Below are 9,102 nucleotides of genomic sequence, written 5' to 3' on the forward strand. Positions count from 1 at the left end.
GAACTTAGACAAAAACAACAAAATGCATTACTATATTCGGAATGAAATGGTATGTAATCCGTAAACAGGATATGTTAAGTTCTTTTCAGGACGATGTCAAGTTAATCCAGGACTAGTGTAAAGCTATTCCAGGACTAGACACAGAGTGCTGCATTCCGGCGTGCCTCTTCACCCTTTGGTCACACCTTGTTCACACCAAAGCCACAAAAAGGTACTTTTTTGTGAAGGAGGTGTGGCCCAGGTGTGTTTCATGTGAGGCCTTGCCCTTAACCGTACCTTATTTTGCTCCCTGCTTGCCCACTGTCAGAGCAGCACATGCTAAAGTGTATACATTTCTTAATTTTTGCATAATAAGTCCGGCGGGATAAGAAGGATTGTATTTACCTTCGCTAAAATTACCAGCAGATAAACAGCAGAATGAAAACACTTGTTTGCACCCAACCCGGGAATCTTAAATATACAGATACTGGAGCACCTGAAGCGAAAAAAGGCTATACCATTTTAAAGATTAAAGCAATCGGTATTTGCGGCACTGACCTTCATGCTTTTGAGGGCAAACAACCCTTTTTCAGTTACCCGCGGATTTTGGGTCATGAGTTTGCTGCCGAGATTCTGCAAACTGACGCTGAAGGCTTTAAAGCCGGACAGCGTGTCAGTGCCATCCCTTATTTCAATTGCGGTAACTGCATTGCCTGCAATAACGGAAAGCCAAATTGCTGTGTCAGCATGCAGGTTGCGGGTGTACACGCCGATGGATGTATGCGGGAATACTTTTCTGTGCCATCTGCCTCACTTGTAGATGGTGAAGGGTTGAAATTGGAGGAGCTCGCAATGGTCGAGCCACTGGCAATTGCCGCCCATGCGATCCGCCGGGCAGACGTAAAAGACGGGATGTATGTGTTGATTATTGGTGCCGGGCCTATTGGATTGGGCCTGATGGAGTTTGCCCGCGTTGCAGGTGCAAAAGTTATTGCTGCTGACATCAATTCGGAACGCCTTGATTTTTGCAGCGCGCAGCTTGGGGTAAAACATGTGCTGAACAGCAAGACTGAAGATATCCGGGAAAGATTAATGGAAATTACCGGGGGTGACATGCCACAGGTGGTGATCGATGCAACAGGCAGCCTGGTAGCGATCAATCAATCATTTCAATACATTGCCCATGGTGGAACTTATGTATTGGTAGGATTGCAAAAAGAAAACATTTCCTTCAGTCAGCCCGAATTTCATAAAAGAGAAGCGACGCTGATGAGCAGCAGAAATGCAACAAGAGAAGATTTCGACTATGTGATCCAGTGTATCAAGGGCAAGCTGATCGATCCGGGGGCATTTATCACCCACCGGGTAAAATTTGAAGAAGTAAAAGATCAGATACACAATTGGCTGGGCGGCAATAATGGCGTGATCAAAGCATTGGTAGAATTGGATTGATTGAATTTAAAATCAATTTTGCTAAGTTTGGGCTTTAGATCTTTCAAACCTGAAAAAATCTAAAATAGACCTCATTAACCTGAAATATAACCTGAACAATGCAAATTACCACACTTGAAGATTACAAGAAGACTTATCAGTTAAGCGTAGACCAGCCCGAACAATTCTGGGCAGGTATAGCAGACAATTTCCTTTGGCGCAAAAAATGGGACAAAGTATTGTCCTGGAATTTTTCAGAGCCTGATATCAGGTGGTTTGAAGGGGCAAAGCTCAACATTACAGAAAATTGCCTGGACCGTCACCTGGCGGAAAATGGCGATAAGCCGGCCATCATCTGGGAGCCCAATGATCCTCAAAAAGACAGCATCACTTTAAGTTATAAGATATTACATGAGCAGGTTTGCCGCTTTGCCAATGTTTTGAAAAAGAACGGGGTACAAAAAGGCGACAGGATCTGTATCTATATGCCGATGGTGCCCGAACTGGCCATAGCGGTGCTGGCCTGCGCACGTATTGGTGCAGTACATTCCGTTGTTTTTGGCGGTTTTTCTGCCAAATCAATCGCTGACAGGATCAATGATGCGGCATGTAAGCTGGTCATTACAGCTGACGGGGCCTTCAGGGGCAACAAACAAATTCAGTTAAAAGAAGTGATTGATGATGCGCTCATCGGCTGTCCGACAGTCGAAAAAGTGATCGTGCTGACCCATACCAGGACGCCGGTGTCGATGCTGAAAGGACGCGACATCTGGTGGGAGGATGAAGTGAAACTGGTAGACACCAACTGTCCGGCAGTAGAAATGGATGCTGAGGACATGCTGTTTATACTCTATACTTCGGGTTCTACTGGTAAACCAAAAGGCGTAGTGCATACCATCGGCGGCTATATGGTCTATGCCGGTTATACTTTTTCCAATGTATTCAACTATCAGCCGGGCGAAGTTTTCTTCTGCACGGCTGATATCGGCTGGATCACCGGTCATTCTTATATCGTATACGGGCCGCTGTCGCAAGGTGCTACCACACTGATGTTTGAGGGAATCCCTACATTTCCGGATGCGTCCAGGCTGTGGCAGGTAGTAGATAAGCATAAAGTAAATATATTGTATACAGCGCCTACGGCCATCCGCTCATTGATGAGTTTTGGCCTGGAGCCGGTAGCGGACGCAAACCTGAGTTCACTCAGGGTGTTGGGTTCAGTTGGTGAGCCGATCAATGAAGAGGCATGGCACTGGTTTGATGAAAACATAGGCAAGGGCAATTGCCCCATAGTGGACACCTGGTGGCAGACGGAAACCGGGGGGATCATGATCTCACCGATTGCATTTGTGACTCCAACCAAGCCGAGTTATGCTACCCTGCCTTTGCCGGGTATACAGCCGGTCCTGGTAGATGAGCAGGGAAATGTAATAGAAGGTAATGACGTCAGCGGCAACTTATGCATCAAATTTCCATGGCCGGGGATGCTGCGCACCACTTATGGCGATCATGAACGCTGCAAGCTCACTTACTTCTCTACTTATAAAGACCTGTATTTTACGGGCGATGGCTGTCTGAGAGATGAGGATGGGTATTACCGGATCACCGGACGGGTCGATGATGTGATCAATGTGTCCGGCCACCGTATTGGTACGGCCGAGGTAGAGAATGCCATAAATATGCATGCCGGTGTGGTAGAAAGCGCGGTTGTTGGTTTCCCGCATGAGGTGAAAGGACAGGGGATCTACGCCTTCGTTATTTTTCCAAATACCCACAACGACGCAGACCTGACCCGCAAGGACATCCTGCAAACGGTAACCCGTGTGATCGGCGCGATAGCCAAGCCTGATAAGATCTTATTTGTTTCCGGTCTGCCTAAGACCAGGTCCGGTAAGATCATGCGCAGGATCCTGAGGAAGATTGCCGAAGGTGACACTTCAAATCTGGGCGACATTTCGACCTTGCTGGATCCTGCTGTTGTTGAGGAAATCATCGAAAAATCTAAACAATAAAAACTTTCCATTGCTTCTGCTGTTCTGTTTTTACATAACCGATTGTAAAACATAAATTAAAGAACATGGACAAGTTAGAATTGAAAGGAAAATGGAATGAGATCAAGGGTAAGGTAAAACAGGCTTATGCCGACCTGACCGACGATGATTTGAAATATGAAGAAGGGAAGGATGATGAATTGTACGGCAGATTGCAGCAAAAAACCGGAAAGACCAGGGATGAACTGGTTGACTGGATAAAAAGTTTGTAAGCTTTGGCTTTTTTAAAATTAGAACGTAGCTTTGTGTATAGGTAGGGAATAATTTTAAACGGGTACTTTCATGGTTAAATTGTTTGTCGCGGGGATTCCCGACAACTTGCAGGAAATAGGATTGATAGAAATGTTTAGCTTGTATGCTTTGGTCAGCAGCATTACGGTGGTGACCGATAAGCAAAGCGGCAAGAGCCTCGGGTACGGCTTTATAGAAGTTCAGGATATGGCAGCTGCGGGCAGGGCCATTGAGGCACTGAACGGACTAAAGGTCGGTGCCAGAAAGCTGGAAGTTAAAATAGCGGAGGAGCGCAATAAGCCCATATCAAAACGACCACAGGAGAGACCTGCGCAACAAAATAGTTCAGCCGCTTTAAAAAACAACTCCCAGCAACCTGTGCAGGGCAGGTCAAAAAGACCCAGAGTAAAATCTGGTTTATAAAATATAAGGCCAGCCGGTACCGGCTGGCCTTATCAATTGAATAATATATTCCTAATATCCGAAGATCTGTTCCAAAGTCAGTTTCTGCACTGTTCCAAATTTCTGCATGTCTTCCAGTTTCACTTTTTTCTCTGAAGCAACGATACAGTAATTGTAGGGTTTGCCGGCAACATTGGCTTTATGGAATGCCTGGATGTCGTCGAAGGTCAGGGTTTTCAGGCCATTGTATTCGTCAATCCTGGAATCGTGATCAATGCCCAGTTTCTGGTCTGCAAAGTAACTTCCAATGATGTCATCTTTGGTGATCCGGCTGGTTTCTATTGCATTTAAGGCATTGTCTTTAGAAGCGTCAAATGACTTATCTGCCCGGGGGAGCTCATTGAGCAATTCATTCATGCCGGCCACCGCATCGTTCATCTTATCGGCCTGGCTGCCCACATAGGCGATCATGGCATAGTCTTTTTCTTTCTTGTCCGGTGATGAATAGACGGCAAAAGTCGAATAAGCCAATGCTTTGGACTCTCTGATCGTTTGGAATACAACAGAGCCCATGCCGCCGCCAAAGTAGCTGTTGAAGAGGGTTACTTTAGAAGCCAGAGTTGGGTCATACGCACCACCATTGCGCACCCAGCGGATTTCTGACTGCACCATGTCATAATCGGCAAAATACACCTGGTTGCTGGCGTTATTGGTATATGTAAATTCTTTTGCAGGTGCTACCGGCGTAAATTCAGCAGGAAGTTTGTGCAGCTTAGCGATCCCTGTAGTAAAGTCTGTTAATGTTTGAGGTCCATAGTAGGTGATGGTATGCTTGTAATTATTGATGTTGTGCAGGATATAGAGCAGCTGGTCTGATGTGATCGCTTTGACCTCATCATTGCTCAGTGTGTAGTTTGAAGGATTGCTTGGTCCATATTGTGCATAGCTCATCAAGCCGTTCAAAATAGCGCCTTTATTGAGTTTGTTGTTTTCCCTTGATTTGAGAATGCGGCTTTTCAGTTCTGCCAATGCCGTTTCGTTGGCCTTGCAATTGGCGAAGATATGCTCTACCAGGTTCACTGCCTTGTCAAAGTTTTCCTGCAGGCCGCTGATGCTGATGGTGGCCACTTCGTTGCCTACATTGAAACTGTAGCTGCAGGCGATGTTATAAAATTCTTTGCTGATCTGCTCTGCGGTGTATTTGTCAGTAGCCAGGAAGGTCAGGTACTGGGCTGCATAAGGCTCCAGTTTATAGTTCCAGGCACCCAGATCAAAACGGTAAGACATCCGGAAAATGCTGTTGTCCTTATTTTGCACAGCGATCACATCGGCGATGCCCACTTTGCCAAAGTTCAGGTCTTTTTTATAGTCCAGGAACTTAGGGGCAATTGGTTTTACAGTTGCCGCCAGAAGGCTTTTCGTGAAATCAGAGGTTTCGCCGGCATTGGTATTCACCGGGGTGATGGCCGGTTTTTCTACTTTAAGGGTGTTCTTGTCTTCGCCTTTATGCTTGAGGCCCACGACATAGTTGTCTGCAAAAAATTGTTTGGCAAAATCGACCACCTGCTGTTTGCTGATTTTGGCCATTTGATCAGGGCCGCTCAGGGATTTGTCCCAGTTTATTCCGCGGTTCAATATAAATTCATTAGTCGCGGACTCCACACGGTAGCCATTGTTGTCAAACGCCTGTAATAATCCCAGCTTGCTGTTGGCCACAGTTGCTTTGATCAGGCTTTCATCCCAGTCACCGCTTTTAAGTAAAGCGAGCTGGTCCAGCAGGAGCTGCTGTGCCTGTTCCAGCGATTGTTCTTGCTTGGGCTGTGCAGTCAGGCTGAATACGCCGTAATCTTTCATCTGCTGATAGCTTGCGCCTGAACGGAGTACCTTTTGCTGTTTGTTGAGGTTGATGTCCAGCAAACCCGCTTTGCCGTTTGCAAGAATACTGGAGATCAGGTCCAGCATCATGCTCTGCCGGGTGTTCTGGGCATAGCCTCTATAGTTGAGCTCTACGCTTTCGGCACTCGGGCCATATACGTCTACTTTTTGAATGCTCGTCAATGGTTTTTCAGGAACCGGTTTGTAGAGGTCTACAGGTTTGGCTTTCATAAAGGCAAACGACTGATCTACTTTTTTGATCATTTCATCTGCATTGAAATCACCTGCCAGTATTACCGCCATATTGTTGGGTACGTAATATTTATTGTAATAATTTCTGATCTCCACCAGTGAAGGATTTTTCAGGTGCTCGATGGTACCTATGGTGGTCTGCTGTCCGTAGTTGTGTGTTGGAAACAGGAGTTCAAACATTTTCTCATTCAGCTTCCAGCCGTCATTGTCCAGTCCGCGGTTCTTCTCTTCGTATACCGCTTCGAGTTCCGTATGGAAGATTCTGAATATTGGGTAGCGGAAACGTTCTGCCTGCAATGCTAAGAATTTATCTGTCGCATTGGCCGGAAAATCTTCATTGTACACAGTTTCTTCATACCAGGTGTGCGCATTGGTAGACTGCCCGCCAATGGCTTTCATCATCTTGTCATACTCGTTGGCAATCGAAAAATTAGAAGCCTGACCTGAGGTCTTATCGATCTCTGCATAAATTTCCTTGCGTTTTGCCGGATCGGTGGTTTTATTGTACTGCTCATAAAGTGTATCGATCTTGTCCAGAAGCGGTTTCTCTTTTGCAAAATCCATGGTTCCGAATTTATCGGTGCCTTTAAAGAGCAAATGCTCCAGGTAATGTGCCAGTCCTGTTGCACTGCGGGGATCGGTATTACTGCCTGCTCTCACAGCCATACGGAATTCTATAGTGGGTTCTTTGGTATTTTGTGACAAAATAACCGTCAGGCCATTCTTCAAAGTATAGAACCGGGATTTGGTAGGGTCGTTGGTTACATATTTATACGTATATCCACCGGATGTGGCTTTTTTCCACTGGTAAGCAGATTGAGCCATAACGCCCGAACCAATAAGGAGGAAGCAGGCCAGCAACAGTTTGTGTTTCATGTTTGACAAGTTATGTTTCAAACTTAGATAAAAACTCGTTAACATTGTTTCGAATTCTTGTACTTTTACAGGTACAAAAGCATTCCAGGATTAAAAATCCGTTAAGAAAGTGATTTTGACACATTACAGCATAAAATCCCGATGAAACAACAACAATCCAGACCCAATATTTTAGTAGTAAATGATGATGGCATCACAGCACCGGGAATAAAGAACCTGCTGGAGGCTGTACAGGAATTTGGAAATGTGGTGGTGGTGGCACCTGATGGCCCCCAGTCCGGAATGGGGCATGCCATTACGATTGGTAAACCGCTGCGTTTTGACAAGGTTGACCTTTACCCGGGAGTGGAGATGTACAAGTGCTCGGGCACGCCTGTAGATTGTGTGAAGCTGGCGGTCAATAAGATCTTTAAAGGAAAAAAACCTGACCTCTGCGTTTCAGGGATCAATCACGGATTGAACAACTCCATTAATGTGATTTATTCAGGCACCATGTCTGCTGCGGTAGAGGGCGCCATAGAAGGAATTCCTTCCATAGGGTTTTCACTGGACGACTATACCCAGGAAGCCGATTTCAGTCATTGTAAAAAGTATATTAAAACCATATGCCAGCAGGTGCTGGAGCATGGTTTGCCGGCGGCAACACTGCTCAATGTAAACTTCCCCCGGGGCGCTGATCTCAAAGGCATAAAGATCTGCAGACAGGCCAATGCGAAATGGGCAGAAGAGTTTGATGAGCGAAAAGACCCTTACGAACGCCCGTATTACTGGTTGACGGGTGTTTTCCAGAACAATGATAAGGGGGAGGATACAGATGTCTGGGCATTGGAACACGGTTTCGTTTCGGTGGTGCCCGTACAGTTTGACCTCACCGCGCATCACGCCATCCCTGTGCTGAACACCTGGACCTTTGACACACCTTTGGCTAAAGCAGATCAAAAAATACGCAAGACCCTGACACCCGACGGCCCTTCACTCGGTTAAGCAATGCAAAGCAGACTGAAGCACATCAGGAATTCGGTATGGACGGGACTGGCCATCGGCATTACCCTGCCTGGAATATTGCTGAGTGCGGTATGGTACCTGATGCACAAATATGCTTTTTTGGCAAAGGCTGACCTGTTGCTGATCGGCTGTATTGCTGTGAATGCCCTGCTGATGCATTACTTTTTCAAACAGGATAAGGACAATACGGGCAGGGGGATAATCAGTGCCACTTTTCTCTGGGCTTTTGTTTTCTTTTTTTATAAAATCAACAGGTCATGAAATATTATTTAGTTGCCGGTGAGGCCTCAGGCGACCTGCATGGTGCCAACCTGATGAAAGCATTGAAACAGGAAGATTCTGACGCACAGTTCAGGTATTATGGGGGAGACAGGATGCTTGCAGAAGGCGGGACACTCCAAAAACATTATTCGGAAATGGCTTTTATGGGTTTTACGGAAGTGCTGCTGAATCTGCGTACCATTCTGAAGAATATGAAAGCCTGTAAGGCTGATGTGCTTGCTTATCAGCCGGATGTGCTGATCCTGATTGATTTTCCTGGCTTTAACCTTAAGATCGCTGATTTTGCCAAACAGAACGGGATCAATACTGCTTATTACATCTCTCCAAAAGTATGGGCGTGGAACCAAAAACGCGTGCTAAAGATCAAAAAAGCTGTGGATCGCATGTTTTGTATCCTGCCTTTTGAAGTCGATTTTTATAAGAAATGGGACATGGAGGTCGATTATGTAGGAAATCCTTTGCTGGATGCCATAGACCAGTTTACTCCAAATGCCGGTTTTAAGGATACTTATCGTTTAAATGACAAACCTGTTATTGCATTATTGCCGGGCAGCCGCAAGCAGGAAATAGAAAGGTTATTGCCCGATATGCTGAGTGTGACCGCAGGCTTTCCGGATCATCATTTTGTGGTGGCCGCCGCACCAAGTTTTTACAAACAATATTACGAGCAGTTTATCAGTTCCGCTAACGTTACCCTGGTTTTTAATCAGACCTACGA

At 45.9% G+C, this 9,102-nt stretch carries 8 protein-coding genes; 7 read left to right on the plus strand and 1 reads right to left on the minus strand.

The genetic code is table 11. The features are described from left to right. The first annotated feature begins 417 nt into the window (after window positions 1-417). The 4 genes from VK541_RS11245 (at window position 418) to VK541_RS11260 (ending at window position 4,115) form a co-directional block, all read left to right on the plus strand. Window positions 418-1,431, plus strand: coding sequence for a zinc-binding alcohol dehydrogenase family protein (locus VK541_RS11245; RefSeq protein WP_324370063.1), 1,014 nt, complete (start codon window positions 418-420; stop codon window positions 1,429-1,431). A 98-nt stretch (window positions 1,432-1,529) separates the two neighbouring features. Next, window positions 1,530-3,422 carry an acetate--CoA ligase gene (acs, locus tag VK541_RS11250; protein ID WP_324370065.1) on the plus strand — a complete coding sequence of 631 codons (1,893 nt, stop codon included), beginning with the start codon at window positions 1,530-1,532 and terminating at the stop codon, window positions 3,420-3,422. A gap of 65 nt (window positions 3,423-3,487) precedes the next feature. Further along, a complete protein-coding gene (locus tag VK541_RS11255; RefSeq protein ID WP_324370067.1) occupies window positions 3,488-3,673 on the plus strand; it encodes a CsbD family protein in 186 nt (61 codons plus the stop codon). Window positions 3,674-3,743: 70 nt separating this feature from the next. Continuing rightward, window positions 3,744-4,115 (plus strand): RNA-binding protein, encoded by a 372-nt coding sequence (locus VK541_RS11260; RefSeq protein ID WP_324370069.1) that lies wholly within the window; start codon window positions 3,744-3,746, stop codon window positions 4,113-4,115. A gap of 51 nt (window positions 4,116-4,166) precedes the next feature. On the opposite strand, the gene VK541_RS11265 is transcribed toward VK541_RS11260, so the two are convergent. Further along, the gene (locus VK541_RS11265) at window positions 4,167-7,097 is read right to left on the minus strand and encodes a M16 family metallopeptidase (RefSeq protein ID WP_324370071.1); all 2,931 of its coding nucleotides are present in this window, start codon (window positions 7,095-7,097) and stop codon (window positions 4,167-4,169) included. A gap of 141 nt (window positions 7,098-7,238) precedes the next feature. Between VK541_RS11265 and surE the strand changes: the two genes are divergently transcribed. The 3 genes from surE to lpxB form a co-directional block, all read left to right on the plus strand. Further along, on the plus strand, window positions 7,239-8,081 hold the full coding sequence (surE, locus tag VK541_RS11270; protein WP_324370073.1) for a 5'/3'-nucleotidase SurE: 843 nt from the start codon (window positions 7,239-7,241) through the stop codon (window positions 8,079-8,081). Between the two features lie 3 nt (window positions 8,082-8,084). Continuing rightward, complete coding sequence (locus tag VK541_RS11275; protein ID WP_324370075.1) at window positions 8,085-8,363, plus strand: stationary phase survival protein SurE; 279 nt, start codon at window positions 8,085-8,087, stop codon at window positions 8,361-8,363. Then, a partial coding sequence (gene lpxB / locus VK541_RS11280) for a lipid-A-disaccharide synthase (RefSeq protein ID WP_324370077.1) occupies window positions 8,360-9,102 on the plus strand: 743 nt, incomplete at its 3' end. The genes VK541_RS11275 and lpxB, both read left to right, overlap by 4 nt.

Source organism: Pedobacter sp. (assembly GCF_035317785.1).
Lineage (GTDB): Bacteria > Bacteroidota > Bacteroidia > Sphingobacteriales > Sphingobacteriaceae > Pedobacter.